The sequence below is a fragment of the Tolypothrix sp. VBCCA 56010 genome (assembly GCF_050875635.1).
In the GTDB taxonomy this organism is placed as follows: Bacteria; Cyanobacteriota; Cyanobacteriia; order Cyanobacteriales; family Nostocaceae; genus Hassallia.
This window is the reverse complement of record NZ_JBPAOH010000165.1, coordinates 1-17,153: the sequence shown is the minus strand read 5'-3', so window position 1 is coordinate 17,153 and position 17,153 is coordinate 1. Positions and strand designations below refer to the sequence as shown.

16 protein-coding genes and 1 pseudogene are annotated in these 17,153 nt (G+C 44.4%); 13 read left to right on the top strand and 4 right to left on the bottom strand.

The features are described 5' to 3' along the window. Positions 1-208 precede the first annotated feature (208 nt). From AABK37_RS34765 to AABK37_RS34740, 6 genes and pseudogenes are all read left to right on the top strand, one after another. Positions 209-2,353 carry an adenylate/guanylate cyclase domain-containing protein gene (locus AABK37_RS34765; protein WP_432556021.1) on the top strand — a complete coding sequence of 715 codons (2,145 nt, stop codon included), beginning with the start codon at positions 209-211 and terminating at the stop codon, positions 2,351-2,353. Further along, positions 2,346-3,848 (top strand): cyclic nucleotide-binding domain-containing protein, encoded by a 1,503-nt coding sequence (locus AABK37_RS34760; protein ID WP_432556020.1) that lies wholly within the window; start codon positions 2,346-2,348, stop codon positions 3,846-3,848. Before AABK37_RS34765 ends, AABK37_RS34760 begins: the two co-directional genes overlap by 8 nt. A gap of 256 nt (positions 3,849-4,104) precedes the next feature. Beyond that, positions 4,105-4,647: a ferric reductase-like transmembrane domain-containing protein gene (locus AABK37_RS34755; protein WP_432556022.1), complete on the top strand. Its 543-nt coding sequence runs from the start codon at positions 4,105-4,107 to the stop codon at positions 4,645-4,647. Then, positions 4,587-4,904: pseudogene (locus AABK37_RS34750) on the top strand (hypothetical protein); the annotation flags it as partial. The gene AABK37_RS34755 and the pseudogene AABK37_RS34750, both read left to right, overlap by 61 nt. Positions 4,905-4,913: 9 nt before the next feature. Beyond that, positions 4,914-6,977 (top strand): OmpA family protein, encoded by a 2,064-nt coding sequence (locus AABK37_RS34745; protein ID WP_432556019.1) that lies wholly within the window; start codon positions 4,914-4,916, stop codon positions 6,975-6,977. 137 nt (positions 6,978-7,114) lie between these two features. Further along, on the top strand, positions 7,115-8,719 hold the full coding sequence (locus AABK37_RS34740; RefSeq protein ID WP_432556018.1) for an EF-hand domain-containing protein: 1,605 nt from the start codon (positions 7,115-7,117) through the stop codon (positions 8,717-8,719). Between the two features lie 323 nt (positions 8,720-9,042). On the opposite strand, the gene AABK37_RS34735 is transcribed toward AABK37_RS34740, so the two are convergent. The 4 genes from AABK37_RS34735 to surE form a co-directional block, all read right to left on the bottom strand. Then, positions 9,043-9,951, bottom strand: a complete 909-nt coding sequence (locus AABK37_RS34735) for an AAA family ATPase (RefSeq protein WP_432556017.1) — start codon at positions 9,949-9,951, stop codon at positions 9,043-9,045. Positions 9,952-10,098: 147 nt separating this feature from the next. Beyond that, positions 10,099-11,118 (bottom strand): bifunctional riboflavin kinase/FAD synthetase, encoded by a 1,020-nt coding sequence (locus AABK37_RS34730; protein WP_432556016.1) that lies wholly within the window; start codon positions 11,116-11,118, stop codon positions 10,099-10,101. A gap of 264 nt (positions 11,119-11,382) precedes the next feature. Beyond that, positions 11,383-12,279, bottom strand: coding sequence for an MBL fold metallo-hydrolase (locus AABK37_RS34725; RefSeq protein ID WP_432556015.1), 897 nt, complete (start codon positions 12,277-12,279; stop codon positions 11,383-11,385). 317 nt (positions 12,280-12,596) lie between these two features. Further along, positions 12,597-13,394, bottom strand: a complete 798-nt coding sequence (gene surE / locus AABK37_RS34720) for a 5'/3'-nucleotidase SurE (RefSeq protein ID WP_432556014.1) — start codon at positions 13,392-13,394, stop codon at positions 12,597-12,599. Positions 13,395-13,630: 236 nt separating this feature from the next. On the opposite strand from surE, the gene pheS reads away from it, so the two are divergent. The 7 genes from pheS (at position 13,631) to AABK37_RS34685 (ending at position 16,990) form a co-directional block, all read left to right on the top strand. Beyond that, positions 13,631-14,632 (top strand): phenylalanine--tRNA ligase subunit alpha, encoded by a 1,002-nt coding sequence (gene pheS / locus AABK37_RS34715; RefSeq protein WP_432556013.1) that lies wholly within the window; start codon positions 13,631-13,633, stop codon positions 14,630-14,632. A 61-nt stretch (positions 14,633-14,693) separates the two neighbouring features. Continuing rightward, positions 14,694-14,834, top strand: a complete 141-nt coding sequence (locus AABK37_RS34710) for a hypothetical protein (RefSeq protein WP_432556012.1) — start codon at positions 14,694-14,696, stop codon at positions 14,832-14,834. Between the two features lie 226 nt (positions 14,835-15,060). Further along, a complete protein-coding gene (locus AABK37_RS34705) occupies positions 15,061-15,927 on the top strand; it encodes an IS4/Tn5 family transposase DNA-binding protein (protein WP_432556011.1) in 867 nt (288 codons plus the stop codon). Positions 15,928-15,963: 36 nt separating this feature from the next. Next, the gene (locus AABK37_RS34700; RefSeq protein WP_432556010.1) at positions 15,964-16,398 is read left to right on the top strand and encodes an IS4 family transposase; all 435 of its coding nucleotides are present in this window, start codon (positions 15,964-15,966) and stop codon (positions 16,396-16,398) included. 88 nt (positions 16,399-16,486) lie between these two features. Beyond that, positions 16,487-16,636 (top strand): tyrosine-type recombinase/integrase, encoded by a 150-nt coding sequence (locus tag AABK37_RS34695; protein ID WP_432556009.1) that lies wholly within the window; start codon positions 16,487-16,489, stop codon positions 16,634-16,636. A gap of 1 nt (position 16,637) precedes the next feature. Next, complete coding sequence (locus AABK37_RS34690; protein ID WP_432556008.1) at positions 16,638-16,814, top strand: DUF6888 family protein; 177 nt, start codon at positions 16,638-16,640, stop codon at positions 16,812-16,814. After that, positions 16,811-16,990 carry a DUF6887 family protein gene (locus AABK37_RS34685; RefSeq protein WP_029638223.1) on the top strand — a complete coding sequence of 60 codons (180 nt, stop codon included), beginning with the start codon at positions 16,811-16,813 and terminating at the stop codon, positions 16,988-16,990. Before AABK37_RS34690 ends, AABK37_RS34685 begins: the two co-directional genes overlap by 4 nt. Positions 16,991-17,153 lie beyond the last annotated feature (163 nt).

Genomic DNA, 17,153 nt, shown 5'->3' with positions numbered 1-17,153 from the left:
GTCTTTTAAGACGATTGCGTTGGTCTCTTAATCATACGCCCCGAAGTGCGCCGTCTTCTCCCTTACACCCTAACCATGCAACCCCACACCCTTCTTGTTGACGAGTGCGTCAGGTAAATTCATATCTTGATTCAGCAACGCCGGGTTAAAGTGGAATTTATGGAGTCTAAACTCCATAAATAACACAAAGAATATCAATAAAATTTATATGCAAATACTTAAGCAATTAAGTATAAAAACAAAACTTATAGTCATGTTGCTGGTAGTCAGCCTTTGCGCTATGCTGGCAAGCACCTTTACATGCTCTACTGCTGGTAGGTCTCTTCTGACGGAAAGGGTCTTCAATCAATTAACCAGCCTTCGGGCTGCCAAAACTTATCAAATCGAAGATTATTTTGAAAACCTTTACATCCATAGCCAGACTTTAAGCGAAGACCTGACAGTCGTCGCTGCCATGCAGGAGTTTCAGACAGCTTACCGCGAACTGGAAAAATCAACAGTACCTGCGGATTTTGACAAAAAAATTGATACCTACTACCAAACCCAATTTCTCCCCAGACTGGCGCGAACTAGCGAGGGTTCGCCCGTTGTCGCATCTTACACGCCAAAAACAACTGCTGCCCGTTACCTACAATACTACTACACCGCTGCTAACCCTAACCCCGTTGGTAAGAAACTTCTCCTTGACGACCCAGGCGATCGCAGTGACTACAGCCGCGTTCACGCCCGCTACCACCCTATTTTTCGCAATATAGTGCAAAAATACGGTTACTACGATATGTTTTTAATCGATCCCGCAGGAACCGTTGTCTATACAGTTTTTAAAGAAACCGATTTTACCACAAACTTCACTAACGGACCCTACAAAGAGAGTAACTTAGCAGAAGCGATCGCCGCCGCACGAGTAGCAAACGGAAAGGGCTATGTGAAAATAGTAGATTTTAAACCGTACAGCCCTTCTGGGAGTGCGCCTGCGGCTTTTATCGCTGCCCCAATCTTTAACAACTCCCAATTGGTTGGTATTTTGGCGTTCCAGCTTCCCGTTGACAAAATTAACAATGTGATGACTGGCAACAAACAGTGGAAACAAAATGGTTTGGGCAATTCAGGAGAAACTTATCTGGTCGGGTCAGATTATCTCATGCGCTCTGCGTCTCGTTTCCAAATTGAAGACCCAAAAGGTCATGCAAAAACTCTCCGTTCTATCGGTACTGATGAAAAAACCATTAACAAAATCAAAGAGTTCAATACTACAATCCTCCTACAACAAGTGCAAACAAAAGCAGTAAAGGAAGCGTTGTTTGGGAAACAGGGTACGCAGGTTATCGACGATTATCGTAATATTCCGGTTTTGAGTTCTTATGCTCCACTAGATATTGATGGCTTGAGGTGGGTTATCTTGGCGGAAATAGATGTTTCTGAAGCTTATGCCCCAATTCACTCGTTTGAAAAAACAGTTTTGATTGGGGCTACTTTAGTCATCGCCCTAATCACGCTTGTTGCCATGTGGCTGACCGGAATCTTTGTCAAACCGATCAATACTTTAATCAAAAGCGCTCGCCAGGTGGGAGCTGGGGAATTTGACGCGGTTGTGAAATCCGGTTCGCAAGATGAATTTGGAGAATTGGCTAAGTCATTTAACCAAACGATAGACAGCCTTCGTGCCGAAACTCAACTCATCGATCGCCAAAATCGCTCTAATGAAGCATTAGTCTTAAGTATATTTAGTCCGGCGATCGCCAAACGTCTTAAAGACGGAGAGAGAGAAATTGCCGATCAGATTTCTAATGTCTCGGTTTTGTTTTCCGACCTCCACCGATTCACCAAGCTTTCTCAAACGATGTCTGCTCAAGAAGTTGTTGCCCTGCTGAATGAACTGGTAACAGCCTTTGATGAAATGGCAGATAAATACGGTTTGGAGAAGATTAAAACTATTGGTGACGGTTACATGGCTGTATGCGGGCTGAGTGTGCCGCGTCTGGATCATGACAAACGCACGGTAGATTTTGCTTTGGAAATGCAGGCGTTTGTCCGCCGATTTAATTATGAAAAAGGCTTGCATTTAGATGTGGAAATCGGCATCAATTCCGGAGATGTGGTTGCAGGTGTGATTGGCAAAAATAAATTGCTCTACGACGTTTGGGGGGATACTGTAAATATTGCCAATCGGTTGAAGTCTGCTTGTCCGGTAGGAGCAATTTTAGTTTCTCAAAATATATGCGATCGCCTGCGCGATATCTACAATTTTGAGTTCTTTGGTGAAATTCAAGAACCTGGAAAAGAAAAGCTAGTGGGTTGGCAACTCAAAAGTTCTCAGCTTCAAGTAAGTGTTCAAAAAGAAGAATATGAATAATTTCAGCTTTTCAAGCGACTGGCACACCTGGGCGGTAATTGTCGGATTAGGGTTCCCACTCCTGGTAGTTTTACTAGGAGAAATTATTTATCATCTAAAAAGGCGCGGTAGACCGATGGCGGCTACCCTGCGGGTTGTGAAAAACCTCGTTTTGCCCGTCTTAATGCTGATGCTTTTAATCAGGAATGTCCTGAAGCTTGACGTAAACGGGAATTTTGCCAAGCTCGTCCAAACGCTGTTTTGGATATCTGTAATCTACGCTTCTCTCTCGCTATTTAATGTAATTTTGTTTGAAGAAGCAGAGGCAAATACATGGCGGGCAAGGATGCCCAAACTACTGATCGACCTTTCTCGGTTGTTTTTGGTGCTTGTAGGTAGCGCGATCGTTTTGGCGGCGGTGTGGGGTGCAGATTTGGCAGGTCTGGCTACCGGATTGGGCGTTAGCTCGATTGTCATCGGTTTGGCGCTTCAGGACACATTGGGTAGCATTATGTCTGGGATTGCGCTGCTTTTGGAACGCCCCTTCAGCGTCGGTGATTGGTTGCGCGTTGGCAATAGCGAAGACGAGGCGATCGAAGGGCAGGTAATTGATATCAATTGGCGATCTGTTCGCTTACTAACTCTCCAGCGCCAGGTGATTATCGTTCCCCATCAGTTCATTGGCAAAGAAATAATCCATAATTACAGCCAACCAGAACGCATTTATAACCAACGCATCAATATTGGCTTTTCCTACGATAGCCCCCCTAACCTTGTGAAGCAGGTATTACAAAGTACAGCTTTGGCTACACAGGGAATATTAGCTCAACCCGAACCAGAGAGCAAAACCACATCCTATGATGAGACGGCAATTATTTATGAAGTGGAGTTCTTTATCGAAAATTTTGAGGATGTGGAGCAGATACTTGATAGATTTATGACGCGAATCTGGTACGCAGCGCAGCGAAACAACCTGACGCTATATCGCTACCGATACGAGTTAGCTGTAAAAGCTGCTGATAAGGCAGATAGCGCTTCAAGTAAGTTAGCTCAGTTGCACTCAATTCCCGGATTTATGCCTTTAGCTCGCGAGCCGAAAAATTTGGATGACTTAGCTAAGGGAACTATTGTACAACAGTTCGGTGCGGGAGAGAAAGTCATCCGGCAGGGCGAGCCTGGTAATGCTTTGTATATTATTATTGCGGGTCAGGCTCTAGTCACCGTTACCAACGAATTTGGTATTGAGTTGGAGGTAATGACTATCTTGCGTGGTGAGTTCTTTGGCGAGATGGCACTGTTTACTGGGGAACCGAGTCCGGTATCAATCAAAGCAGTTGACGATTTGCAAGTTCTTGTCATTTACTCAGATTCTGTAAATACGATGATTGAACGTCAACCAAGCTTGGGACGTGAGATAGGTAAAATTATCGAAGCGCGAAGCAAAGCGGTAAGTATGGCTCTACAAACAGATGTTTCGTCGAATGCTGAGGTTGAGCCTATTAGAAATTGGAAGTAAATTGATATCAACTAACCAATTATTTGTCAATTTATCAAACTGCTGTCTTTGGCTTGTCGAGAGAACTGATAACTTTTTTACAAAATATATACTTCTAAAAAATTTCAGGTGATAATGTGATTTTAGAAATGGAGTATGGCGAGATTAAAGGCGAGTTAATTGGTGATGGAATTGTGCGATCGCTCTCGTTAATCAATAACTTGTAAGTCAACACATTCAAAACAACTGGGTCAAGATCGCTTTTTTGGCTCTCTATGTGGCTCTCAACTTGTTTATTTTCTTTGCGGCGTTTGAGCGATACGCAAGCCTTGGCGCAAATTTATACGTTCAAATCGCCAGAGGTTGTGGCGCAGCGCTAAACTTCAACGGGGCTTTAATCTTGATTCCCATGCTGCGGCATTTTATGACATGGCTTCGCAAAACACCCCTTAACAACTATATCCCTATAGATGAGAGCGTCGAGTTTCACAAGCTCGTGGGTCAAGTCATGTTTGCTTTTGCGATCGTGCATACGATCGCGCATTTTTTCAATTACACCACATTGCCCGTTCCCTTTACACAGAGTCTTTTTGCGACGAAGGCTGGCTTGTCAGGATTTTTGTTACTGCTAGTTTTCGCAATTATGTCGGTAACAGCGCAAGCTCCAATACGCAAAGGAGGAAAATTTGCGCTTTTCTATGCAGCTCACATGGGGTACTTCCTGTGGTTTGCCCTGGCATTAGTTCACGGACCAGTTTTTTGGCAGTGGAAGGACGTTGGATTGGTCAACCCGAACAAGGATACAACGAATTTGGTGTAGCCCTAGAAGGCAGGTATTATTTAACACCATATTTCCGAATTGGTTTAGGTTACGCTTTTGGTGGTGTCGATGACCGAGATTTTACAGGTTATCGCTCGAATGGTGGTCCTTATTTGAACATCAGCTTTAAGGTAAATGAGCTTTTTGGCGGCTTTGGACGACAGAAGGTAGTACCGAGACAACAGCAGGAATCTGAGGTTAAAACTGTAACTGAGAAGCCAAAAGTCAATACAACTTTAGAAGTATTTTCTGAATGAGGAGTGCATATGAGTGGAATTATACGACGTAGTGAGCGCTTCAGCGCTCAAATAAGCACTTTAGTGCTTACTACGTGCTTTCTATTGCTTATCTCACCAGAAATAGCAGTTAGTCAATCTCCAGTTTCCCCCTCTTTACGGGTTGTGGTGAATAGTGCGGAAGATGTTGTTAAGGCTGATGATAAGTTAACTTTACGAGAAGCGATCGCCTTAATAAATGGTACTTTACCACTACAACAATTAAGCAGTGCTGAAAAAGCTTTGGTTCAGCAAAATACGCCGAACTCACGTATAGAATTTAGCTTACCATCTAGTGAAACCACTATTCAGTTACAGCAGGAATTACCAGCTTTAACAAAGCCGGTGATAGTTGATGGTACTACTCAAACTCTTTACAACGCTTCTCGTTCAGCTACTGCCCAAATTGCTATTCCTAAACCGATGGTGGCAATAACTCCTGCACTCAACAAAGAGATAATTCGCGGTTTAAGTGTCGTTGCTGATAACGTGCAAATTCGCGGTTTAAGTATTTACGGTTTCAGTTCGTCGAACCGAGGCGCAACTTTAACTATACCACCAGCGGATATCTTTATTGACAACAGCACGAAAAATGTGGTGCTGGAAAATAACTGGTTGGGTATTACCCCAGATGAAAAAATGCCAGAAAAAACATCTGCTTTTGGGGTTTACGTTTTCAACAGTAGGGGGACGACGATTCGACGCAATCGTATTTCTTACCATGATGGCAGTGGCATTATTACCTCGCAACGTGCGGAAAATACTTTGATGATAGAAAACATCATCGTCGGTAATGGTCTTGCGGGAATGCCTGATGCAGTGCGTTTAGAAGGAGTAATTTCTAATTCTCAACTTCAGGGCAATTTGATTTGCGGTAACGATGGTGCTGGTGTTTATTTATTCAAGCCATCAGGTAAAGTACAAATTCGCGATAACCGCATCGCTTTCAATGGTAAGCGTTTGCGACGCGCTGCGGTCTATTTGATGGGCAATGAACATCAAGTTATTGATAATGAAATCAGTCATCAAACTGGACCTGGGGTGGTGGTGACTGCGTTTCCCACGAGTAAAGCTTATGGTTTTGGTTCAGCGTTGGGTAACATAATTCAAAATAACAGATTTGCTGAGTTAGAAGGTTTGAGTATTGACCTGAACACTCAGCAAAATCTTGATGTCAGCGATTTTCAACGCGGTGATGGTTCTAACCCTAAGCCTAACAGTTCAAACCGACGCATAGATACAGGCAATGGAGCGGTGAATGCACCACAGTTTGCCAGTTCTGGGTTATTTATTGTCAATGGCAAAGCGTTAATTAATGGTACTGCTGAACCTGGTTCTCAAGTCGAAATTTACCGAGTTGACGAGCAAGACAATGATTATGGTCCTTTGAGTCAGCCTTTGGCAACAGTGAGAGCAGACGAAAAAGGCAAGTTTAATGCTAGTTTAACTCAGTTGCAGGCGGGAGACAAAATTAGTGCGATCGCTACTGTTCCTAAATATGGCACTTCCGAACCAGCTTACAACGCGATTATCCGTTCTGTTAATGCTTCGCAAGTAATCCAACGAACACCTAAAATCCAAAATCCAAATTGCGTCAGCGCTGCACCAGAACTAAAATCAGAACCGCTTCCGGAACCAAAACCAGAACCGATACGTTTGAAAGTGCCGCGTATTGTTCACTTTGCTTTAGATAAATCTAATATTAGTTCTGAAAGTGCAACGGTGCTAAATCGCGTTGTCGAAGTATTGCGTCAATATCCTTTTATTGTCGTGGAAATTGAAGGACATACTGACCCGCGTGCAAGTAATGAATACAACTTGGCGTTGAGTAAGCGACGTGCTTCGTCTGTGAGAAATTATCTCTTAAAAAGTGCGATCGCGCCAGAAAGAATGACAATTCGCTCATTAGGGGAAACTCAACGACGTTCTCAAGGTAATAGCCGTATTGATACTGCACGAGATAGACGTGCGGAATTGATTTTCAAAGATATCAGGGGTGTAGAAATCATCATCGAAGAACAAGAAAACGACTTACAGATAGAAGGTGATCGCTAATTTTGGTAATCTTGACAACACAGCCGGCAACAATTACAGCTTCGTTCGTTTCCGTGTCAAAATCGATTGATATATAGCAAAGTTCAACAATTATCGAGGATTTATTGAATATGCCTGTGGAGCATGAAAACAAGGTAATGACCGAACAAGAGGTAGCGAAGCTGTGGGAAGCTTTCCAAATGTTTGACGAGGACGGCAACAGTACCATCTCAGCAGAAGAACTGGGGCAGGTAATGCGTTCCTTGGGACAAAACCCCAGCGACACAGAACTGCGCGATATGATTAAAGAGGTAGACGTTGACTTGTCGGGCGCTATCAATTTTGAAGAGTTCAAAGCGCTAATGGTGTCTCAACAAGGCGATCGCAACAGCCGTTTGGCGCTGGCATTCAGTGTATTTGACGAGAACGGCACCGGTGAAATTACCGCAGACGAGATGCGTGCGGTGATGAGTCAATTTGGGCTGACAGATCAAGAACTCGATGAGATTATCAAAGAAGTCGATCATGATGGCGATGCTTCAATTGACTTTGAGGAATTCTGTAAGCTGGTGCCAGAATCAGAAACCGCGATCGGCTACAAAGATTCACCAATTCCCCTCGTCACGCCAAAAACAACCGCAACAGACGGTGGAGTTGCCCCCACCACCGAAGACACTACAGAAAAAGCAACCACGGAGCTCGAGCCGGAGATAGCGCGGCTAAAAGAACAACTCGCGCAACACCCACAAAGCGAGCAAAAACGGGGTACGTCCCGCTTGCAAATGCAGATTGGTTTGTTCCGTTTGATTCAGGGAGCAGCGTATCGTTGCTTCCGCGAAAGTTTCTCCGCCAATCACGAAACCCACTTGCGGGTGAGAAACCTACCTTATAGAATTACTGACTTCTTGCAGTTTCTAAAGACGGCGATCGCCCTTTATAAAGGGTTAGGTGTAGTGGAAGCTGCTTGTAACCCGGTACTTGATGCAGTAGTTGAATCCCTCACAGATGAATATGCCCGACTAGAAGAGCGCATCAAGAATTGGAAGACAATAGAAAAGACAACAGAGATGTTGGCAGAAGAAAAAGCGATGCTAGAAGCGCGTCGCAAATCAGCCAATGTCAAAGACAAATTTGCGGCAGGAGTCGAGTTTGCGATCACCCTGAAGAAAAAGCGTTTTAGCTTGCGCGACATTGCCGAAGGTGTGCTTGCCATCAACGAACTCAACCGACTACGGAAGATGGAGCTTAATCAAGAAATGGCTCCACCACCAGCCAAATCAGAGGAACATCCAAAAGAGTATCTGAAGAAGTGGAACCGTGTCATCCTCTCCCAAGCATCAGAGGAAGTGGATGGTGCGATGATGCCAGTAAATTATTGGTATCACAAAGATGAGAAAGCCTTCTACACCACCCGCTATTGGCCTAGTCTTGACACTGAACTGGCACGAGCCAAAGCACTCAAACATATCAGTATTGCAAGCGATCGCATCTACCGCCTTTATGGTATGCTTAAGCCGGCATCGCGGCTTTCCGGGGCAAGAACCACATTGCAAAAGCTGTTGCAAAAAGGTGATTGGGAAGGCATCAAGGAAGCGTGTCTGGTTGCACAAGATTACATCAAGGATTTGGAATCGGCTGTCCAGAGCGGACAATTTTTACAAGAAACATACTCTTTTGATCCTCACCTTGTGGATAAAGCTCCCTACTTTACTCCTGAAGAAGAAGAGTTTTCCCGTAGCGGTGTATTTGTAGAACTGAGTTAATAGCGTTACAGATTCAGGTTTTAGCTCACGCAGGTAGGCTTCGTTTGTGTAGCCGAGGCAGCGCGTTGCGGTGAGTCCACGGGCGCGGTTGCCTGTACCGTCTATTCGTAGTGGCGTTAGCGCAGCGGTAGCGACGCAGGAGCGTCACCCGTAAAGCCCTGCGGGCACACTTCGTGAACGCGGAGCGTCTTTGTTCGCGTAGCGTCTCCGATAGGAGAAGGAGAAGGGAAGTTCCCTCCGTTGTAGCGACTGCCGTCCAGGCTTATAGCCTGTTCGCGCAGCGTGCGCTTGGCGCAGGGCAAATAAAGCGCTTGGAACGAGAGTTATGGAATCGGCACAGCCCGCAATAACCGCTCCAGCACAGTTGTTGCCCTGCGTCCTCCCGCTGGAATCAAACGATGGCAAAGAACATAAGGAGCAAGAAACTTCACGTCATCAGGAATCGCATAATCACGCCCTAACAGAAAAGCTAACGCCTGAGTAGCTCGTTGTAGAGCCATTGTACCGCGAGGACTCACACCAAGAGAAATTTCTTCATCTTGGCGTGTCGCCCGCACCAATTCCAAAATATACTGTTGCAATGAGCTTTCCACTCTTACTTGAGCGCAAATTTGGCGCAATTCTTGCACCTCTGCCAAAGTAATACAAGGTTGTAAATCAGCAACTTTGATATTCTTATCCACACTTTGCAGCATCTGTAATTCTTCTGCTTGAGAAGGATAGCCCAAACTTAAGCAAAGCATAAACCGATCCATCTGCGCTTCTGGCAAGGGAAAAGTACCTTGATATTCGATGGGGTTTTGAGTCGCGATCGCAAAAAAAGGTGTCGGAACAGCGCGAGAAACACCATCTACCGTTACCTGTTGTTCTTCCATCACTTCCAGCAAGGCTGACTGAGTGCGGGGTGTAGCCCGATTAATTTCATCAGCTAGTAGCACATTGGCAAATATTGGACCAGGGAGAAAGCTAAATTCGCCGCTTTTTGGGTTCCAAATATTGACACCAGTAATGTCAGTAGGAAGTAAATCTGGGGTGCATTGTAGCCGTTGAAATTTGCCATCAATAGAACGAGCTAGAGACTTTGCCAGCAGGGTTTTACCAACTCCAGGGACATCTTCTAGTAAAGCGTGACCACCACCTAACAAAGCAACTAGCACTAAGCGTATTGCCTCTGGTTTGCCAACGATGGTCAGAGCGAGATTTTGTGTTAGCGCGTCAATTTTTTCTCTCATGCACTGGGGGAATGGTTAGTTGTTAGTTGTTAGTTGTTAGTTGTTAGTTGTTGGTTGTTGGTTGGAGTGTTGTTGGTTGTTGGTTGGAGTGTTGTCCACTAACTCCTAACTCCTAACCACTAACCACTAACTCCTAACTCCTAACTCCTAACTCTCATTAGTATTCCCACTCAGCACTTCTTTTGCAGCAATGCAGTCAAGTTGAATTTGTGTTTTCAGGTCTTCTAGAGAAGAAAATTTTTGTTCTGGGCGCAAAAATTTGACGAGTTGCACTGTTAGATTTTTGCCGTATAAATCGCCAACCCAATCTAACAGATGCACTTCTACGGTTGGATGAGTGCCGTTTACAGTTGGGCGATCGCCTATATTCATTACGCCAACGATTGTGTCAGTTTGGTTTTCTTCGATAAAAACGCGAACTGCGTAAACACCTTGACGGGGCAAAAATTTTTCTTTAGCTAATTGCAAGTTGGCAGTGGGAAAGTTAATAGTTCTACCAATTTGTTGACCTTGGACGACAACACCAATTAGGGTATAAGGATGCCCTAAGAGTTGGTTTGCGAGTTCGATATTACCGTTTGCCAGATGTTGGCGAATCAGTGAAGTGCTAATACGAGCCTCCTCGGTGGAAGTGACACTCTCACCTGCATGAGTTTGGATGGGAACGATGGTGACGGGAATACCATATTTGGCGGCGATAAATTGTAAATGCTTGGCGGTACCACTGCGCTTTTTACCAAAACAAAAATCTTCCCCGACGCTAATTTGTTGACATTGCAGTTGTTGTACGAGAATTTGTTCTACGAATTCTTCGGGAGTCAACGCAGATAATTCTTTACCAAAGGGTAATAGTACCAGTTGTTCGATGCCAAGCGATCGCAGCTGTTGCACTTTTTCATCCACTGGTGTCAACAAAGCATGAGGTATCCCTGTAAAAAATTCTTGTGGATGCGGATAAAAGGTGACAACTGTTGAGTAAATGTAATTAGTATTATTTTCTTTCTCTTTATTTTCTCTGTTGGCTTGTTGCAAAATTGGTGCAATTACTCTTTGGTGTCCGCGATGGACACCATCAAATTTGCCCAGCGCAACAGCAGTAGGCGTTAAAGCCAATTTGGTGTCAGAAGCAACCCACACAGCATACCCATTTGGAGACAGATTTACCACGTCGATTCGGGGATTTTAGGTTTTTGAAGCAGTTCCGAAAAAATTCATTTTTCAAAGGCTAGTTTTCGGGAGAATGAATTCACCCTCAACTAACTTTTCGCTGCTGCCGTTTAGCTCAACTGCCATTCATCCGCTTCTTGCGCTCGTGCGGAAGAACCCGCATTCGGTGTAGTTCAAGTTGCGGCATACCCGTTGGGGTATGTGGCGATAAAGCTGTTTATCACCAATCTAAACTAAAATCTCCCATCGCTTCGACTACAACCTTTAAGCAGAAAACTCACTAACAGGAATAGATTCTGATAAGGGCATGGATATGGGAACCTGAAGTACCATTCCTTCTCGTGCCATAATCGCACCAGGAAATTGCACTGCGGCTTCTGACCCTACACGATCCAAAAATTCATCGTCGTGTGCGGGATCGTGGTGGAAAATTACCAAAGTTTTGACGTTAGCTGCTTTGGCTATTTTCACAGCTTCTTGCCATGTGGAATGTCCCCAACCGATTTTCGGCGACTTTGGCGAATGATATTCATCGTCAGTATAAGTGGAGTCATAAATGAGGATGTCGGCGTTACGAGCTAGCCACATCACATTTTCATCCAACCTATCCGGAAAATGCTCAGTATCAGTGATATAAACAGCCGCACCATCGCGCCAATTAACTCGGTATCCTACCGCTTCACCCGGATGGTTCAGAGGTGCCGTTTCGACGATAATATCATTAATTTTGATTGGCTCTCCGGGTTTGACATTGTAAAAATCCAAATTAGCTTGCATGATTTGCAAAGGTACGGGAAAATTTGGATGCAGCATTTGGTCATTTAGCCGCTGTTCGACAGTGGAACCATCAGGAGCGATCGCACCATAAATATGAAAGTCATTTCCCCTGACAAAACCTGGGGTAAAAAAGGGAAATCCCTGCACGTGATCCCAGTGGGAGTGCGTGAAAAATATATGAGCTTCTATCGGCATTTGGCGCAATAATGATTGCCCCAAAACATGCAGTCCCGTACCACCATCGAAAATTAAGCGTTTACCGCCCGCTTGCATCTCAACGCAAGGGGTATTACCGCCGTAACGAACGGTATGTAGTCCTGGACTGGGGATGCTGCCGCGAACGCCCCAAAATTGTACGGTAAATTGATTATCTATCCTAGACATGGGTGTTGCTTTGCTGGATACTGAGCGGGCGATCGATAAAAGAAATTGTTACTCCTGTTTGTCCAGTTTATGCTGTATCTTGTGCGCTTTGTGAGACGCTTAATTTCAAAGGTAAAACAGCATACCCTTTTTAATGCTAGTGCAGGCTTAATTTGGTTATCTTGCTCTTGCTTATTATTAAAGACTGCAAGGCAAATTCCTTGACTTTTCCAGGCGTATATGTATGAGTTGTTTTCAAGAGTGCTCCTACTTTATAGCCTAAATTTTCTTGTAATGCATTTAACAAGCTTTACTAGCTCCCTTGTACATAAAATTATTCAAGTCAACTTAAATTCCCACTCAGACAATTGATTAACGCCACCTGCATAGGTGAGATTATATTGCAATGGGGTTATACTGATGTAGTTTTTACGGATAACATGCACGTCAGTAGGTACATTTTCAGGCAAATTTAAATCGGATGGCGGTTCCACATCTTCTAGAACTTCTCCGGTTAACCAGTAGTATGTTTTTCCACGCGGATCGATGCGCTTGTTAAAAACATCTACGTAGTGTCGCATACCCTGACGGGTAATAGTCACTCCAGCAATTTCTGACCACTTGACAGCGGGAACATTGACGTTAAGCAACATCAATTCTGGTATGGGTTTTGCTGCTATTTGGTCTACGAGAATTTTCGCAAAGTCAGCAGCAGGTTGAAAATCTTTGCAAGTGTGGCTGGTAAGACTCAATGCCACACTGGGAATGCCTTCAATTATACCCTCCATTGCAGCGGAAACAGTTCCGGAATAAAGAATTTCGGTTCCCAAATTAGCACCTTGATTAATGCCAGAAACAACCAAATCAGGGGGAGACTCAAGCAAAGCCCACAGCGCTAATTTAACACAATCGGAAGGAGTACCATCGCAAGCCCAAGCATTGACAGCAGGATGAAACACCGATTCAATGATTTCGGCGCGAATTGGTTGGTGTAAAGTTAGTCCGTGTCCGGTTGCCGATCGCTCGCGATCCGGGCAAACTACAGTCACATCATGACCGGCTTGTGCCAAACAATTGGCTAAAGTCCGAATCCCTAAAGCCGCAATCCCATCATCATTGCTAATTAGTAATTTCATAAGTCTTTAGTCAATAGTCAATAGTCAATAATTAGTACTTAAGAGACAATTGTCAATGTCAGGCGTCACAGGCAAACAACAAAAAAACATGCTCATGCAGACAATAGCCTTTAAACTGGTAAAAAGAGGTTTGCTTTAACCCAAGCCTTTGACTCCTCAATGGCATTATTACTAAGGTCATTAGTCTTCTAACCAATGCCCAATGCCCAATGCCCAATGACTAATAACTGTAAGAAATGACGAATCAGCCCAGCAATTTAGAGGCTCAACTTTTAGCACTGCGAATCGAAGGAGAAAAAGCGATCGCAGCTGCCGATAGCTTAGAACGCCTAGAAGAACTAAGAGTCGGCTACCTTGGTAAAAAAGGGGAATTGTCCACGCTGTTGCGGAGTATGGGACAATTAAGCGCCGAAGAACGACCCTCAATTGGGGCGATCGGCAATACAGTCAAAGAAAGCCTTCAAACCAGTTTAGACAAACAACGTGCTTCCCTAGAAGCTGCTCAAATTCACGCACAGCTAGAAGCAGAAACTCTAGATGTGACAATGCCGGGAATTTACAGCCCTCAAGGACGTGTTCATCCCTTGAATGGCATTATCGACCAAGCGCTGGATATCTTTGTCGGTATGGGCTACACCGTGGCTCAAGGTCCAGAGATGGAAACAGATTACTACAACTTTGAGGCTCTGAATACCCCCCCCGACCACCCTGCCCGTGATATGCAGGATACTTTCTACCTACCAGACGGAAATCTCCTACGTACTCAAACCTCCTGTGTACAAATTCGTTACATGGAAGCCGAAGAACCACCGATTCGGATTGTAGCCCCAGGACGAGTTTATCGCAAAGATGATGTAGACGCTACCCACTCGGCAGTTTTTCATCAAATCGAACTTTTAGCAATTGACGAAGGACTAACTTTTACAGACCTCAAAGGCACTATTAAGTTGTTTTTAGAAGCAATGTTTGGCGAGTTACCAATTCGCTTCCGTGCTAGTTATTTTCCGTTTACAGAACCATCTGCGGAAGTCGATTTGCAGTGGAATGGACGCTGGTTGGAAGTTATGGGCTGCGGTATGGTCGATCCGAATGTGCTGAAAGCTGTGGGTTACGATCCAGAAGTTTACACTGGATTTGCCGCCGGTTTTGGTGTTGAACGCTTTGCGATGGTGCTACACCAAATGGATGATATTCGCCGATTATACAATAGCGATTTGCGCTTTTTACGGCAGTTTTAGACTGGTTGGTGGTTAGTAGGAGCGTGGATAGTCGATAGTGGATAGTCGATAGCTAATCTCATTGCAGGGGGCAGGAAAAAAAATTATTGCCGCCGCGATCGCACTATTAAAAGATGCCCTACCGCTGCCAGCAAACAAAGGTGGGGCAATTAAGGAGAAGATTAGGGAAGCCTTAACTTTGCTTGGGCAAACCAATGTATAGCGAATTATTCCGGGTTATAATTATAACCCCTAGAATCCAAATACAGAATACTACAAATGCCAGTTAAGAAACTGGGTCGCTGGCAAAAATGGGCTGTGAAAACTTAGGAATTTATGGCTTGTCATTACCAACATCTTTTAAAGTGGACTCTATGTGTATTAGAGTCAGAGTATGAATCTGGAAAACTTCACAAATCTCCAGGCTTGGGCAATAAAACAATGGGGAGATGCTGAGGAGCGGAGATAGCCGCAGGACAGATAGAGCGATCGCCGTCGGTGCTGCGATCACAGCCAACCCGCAAGCGAGCCTACCAAATATTATGGAAGGCTGGAATGAAATTCGTGCCGCGTATCGATTATTTGCCCAAGAAGATGTCACTCACACCGCGTTGATCAAACCTCATACTACAACAACAACAGACTTGGCGCAAAACAGCCCAGCCAACGTTGTTTTATTCATCCAAGACACGTCAGAATTGGACTATACACAGCATCGAAGCGTCAAAGGATTAGGACATATCGGAGACGGCAAGGGACGAGGTATCATGTTACACAGTTGTCTCGCGGTAATACCAATACCAGGAAATCCACAGGTCTTGGGGCTGGCAGGACAAATACCTTGGATGCGTAGCAATGACAATCACGACTTGAATGCGGAAATTGTACCAGAACTATTGAGAACTCAGAGCGAAGGAGAAATTTGGGCAGAGATGGTCGAGTTCATCGGCAAAGCGCCTGCCCCTGAAACAGATTTAATCTGGGTGAGTGTGGGAGACAGAGGCAGTGACATTTTCTCCTATGTTAGACGAGCCAAAGCACTTTCCTGGCAATGTCTACTACGAGTCACCCAAAACCGCGTTATTCAAAAAGCTGATGGCACTAAAGGATATTTGAAGGCGTTTGCCCGCTTGTTAGAACCAATGGCATTCAAAACGATGGTATTGCGTGGTCGCGACGGCGAACCCAAACGCAGTGTGAATTTACAAGTAGCTTGGTCAGCATTGACACTTCAAGCGCCAGCAATAGGCAGTGAACGAAAACACTCATCCGATTTCGGGTTGGTGTATTCACTGTTGGGAACCAGATGGGGATAGGACAGTGGATTCTATTTACTACTGTACCTGTGAGTGATGCTTCAGACGCCAGTCGAGCAACTTGACTGGTATGCCACACGTTGGTTGATTGAAGAGTATCACAAGTGTCTCAAAACTGGTTGCGCTGTGGAAAAGCGTCAATTAGAGTCCGCTTATTCTTTAGTGACAATACTTGGCTTTTTCGCCATTGTCGCTGTGAGATTGTTACAGTTGCGTACCTTCAGTCGCAGCCATCCTCAAATCCCCGCACAACAGTTTGTGCCAAAACAGATGTTAAAAATCTTAGTTGCTCGTCTTGGATTGTTGTCAGAAGATTTAACACTGGGTGAATTTTGGATTGCGATCGCACGTTTAGGTAGTTTTATTGGTCGCAAGTCTGATGGTTCTCCTGGTTGGCAGACTCTCTGGCGAGGCTGGAATCGGCTACAGGATATGTGTTGGGGTGCTAATTTTGCCTCTTCTCATGTTTAAAAGATGTTGGTAATGACAAGGAATTTATGGTGGGTGTTTGGGGTTGTGAACACTCGGTAAAATAACGAAAAGCCGAGGGTTTCCTCATATGTTGCGCCATGCCTGCGGTTATCACTTGGTTAATCAGGATGCTCACCTGTTAGAGATTCAGTATTACTTAGGGCATAAGAATATACAAAATACTGCTAAGTATACAAAACTTCAAACTACCAACTACAAGACATTTGAATGGAACTAAAATGGAACCGACCATAGACCAACTGAAAGCGTTCTTTGACTTTTGCGTTCGTGCTAGCAATTTATTCCGAGATATTGCATTAGTCCGATACGATGAAAGAACAGGTAGAATTGTGATTTTGATAGGTGAAACCATCCAAGTAGAAATTTTAAATAATGGGGAGAAAATTATCAGATGACTCACTATTTAAGCCTTAATGAGGCAGACTTAAGACAATACGTAATATCTCATCCCCAAGATGAGGAGGCATTTCAGTATTACTTAACTATTATGAGAGCGAAGCCTGGTGTTGTGGTCAGCACACCTGAACAGTTAGAGGCTGAACTGCAAAAGCGTATCAGTCAAGCTGGTTGATAAAAAGATATTTTATAGCAATTCTCGGTTACGTGAGGTACACCCGTAGGGGCACGGCAGTGCCCATTGGTGTCAACTTAAGCAAAAAGTCAGCATAAGATGTAATCTAAGAACATTGGGTTTGATGTGATTAGTGATACATAATGAGTACAAAACGTCCAGC

Bases quoted from the DNA above. Each gene is read 5' to 3' on its own strand.
- AABK37_RS34765 (WP_432556021.1), top strand. From the start codon at position 209: ATGCAAATACTTAAGCAATTAAGTATAAAAACAAAACTTATAGTCATG.
- AABK37_RS34760 (WP_432556020.1), top strand. From the start codon at position 2,346: ATGAATAATTTCAGCTTTTCAAGCGACTGGCACACCTGGGCGGTAATT.
- AABK37_RS34745 (WP_432556019.1), top strand. From the start codon at position 4,914: ATGAGTGGAATTATACGACGTAGTGAGCGCTTCAGCGCTCAAATAAGC.
- AABK37_RS34740 (WP_432556018.1), top strand. From the start codon at position 7,115: ATGACCGAACAAGAGGTAGCGAAGCTGTGGGAAGCTTTCCAAATGTTT.
- AABK37_RS34735 (WP_432556017.1), bottom strand. From the start codon at position 9,951: ATGAGAGAAAAAATTGACGCGCTAACACAAAATCTCGCTCTGACCATC.
- AABK37_RS34725 (WP_432556015.1), bottom strand. From the start codon at position 12,279: ATGTCTAGGATAGATAATCAATTTACCGTACAATTTTGGGGCGTTCGC.
- surE (WP_432556014.1), bottom strand. From the start codon at position 13,394: ATGAAATTACTAATTAGCAATGATGATGGGATTGCGGCTTTAGGGATT.
- pheS (WP_432556013.1), top strand. From the start codon at position 13,631: ATGACGAATCAGCCCAGCAATTTAGAGGCTCAACTTTTAGCACTGCGA.
- AABK37_RS34705 (WP_432556011.1), top strand. From the start codon at position 15,061: ATGCTGAGGAGCGGAGATAGCCGCAGGACAGATAGAGCGATCGCCGTC.
- AABK37_RS34700 (WP_432556010.1), top strand. From the start codon at position 15,964: ATGCTTCAGACGCCAGTCGAGCAACTTGACTGGTATGCCACACGTTGG.
- AABK37_RS34695 (WP_432556009.1), top strand. From the start codon at position 16,487: ATGTTGCGCCATGCCTGCGGTTATCACTTGGTTAATCAGGATGCTCAC.
- AABK37_RS34690 (WP_432556008.1), top strand. From the start codon at position 16,638: ATGGAACCGACCATAGACCAACTGAAAGCGTTCTTTGACTTTTGCGTT.
- AABK37_RS34685 (WP_029638223.1), top strand. From the start codon at position 16,811: ATGACTCACTATTTAAGCCTTAATGAGGCAGACTTAAGACAATACGTA.